This is a genomic window from Corallococcus carmarthensis, assembly GCF_003611695.1.
GTDB classification, from domain to species: Bacteria; Myxococcota; Myxococcia; order Myxococcales; family Myxococcaceae; genus Corallococcus; species Corallococcus carmarthensis.
Window position 1 is genome coordinate 1 of the sequence record NZ_RAWE01000510.1, and the last position, 396, is coordinate 396.

Consider the following 396-nt stretch of genomic DNA (forward strand, 5'->3'; position numbering starts at 1 on the left):
ATGTCGGCGTACAGCGCCTCGGCGCCGGTCAGCGCCAGTACGGTGGCGCCGAGGATGGCGACACCGATGCCGGGATGCGAGCTGAAGAAACGCACGGCCCATACAGGGTTCATCGCCTGCAGCACTTCCGGCTGCTGGATCACCCCGTAGACGCCCAGCGCCGCCAGGGCGCCGAACCAGAGCACCATGACCGGGCCGAACAGGATGCCGATCCGCGCGGTGCCGTGCTTCTGGATCAGGAACAGGCCGATCAGCACGATAAGCGCCAGCGGTACCGTCCAGTGCTCCAGGCCGTCGAAGGCGATCTCCAGCCCTTCTACCGCCGACAGTACCGAGATCGCCGGGGTGATCATGCTGTCGCCGTAGAACAGCGCCGCGCCGATCAGGCCGGCAACC

The 396-nt window shown here is 67.2% G+C and carries 1 protein-coding gene; it reads right to left on the reverse strand.

What is annotated here, in order from left to right; genetic code table 11:
- On the reverse strand, positions 1-396 hold a 396-nt coding region (locus D7X32_RS44725), incomplete at both ends, for a KUP/HAK/KT family potassium transporter (protein ID WP_208752797.1).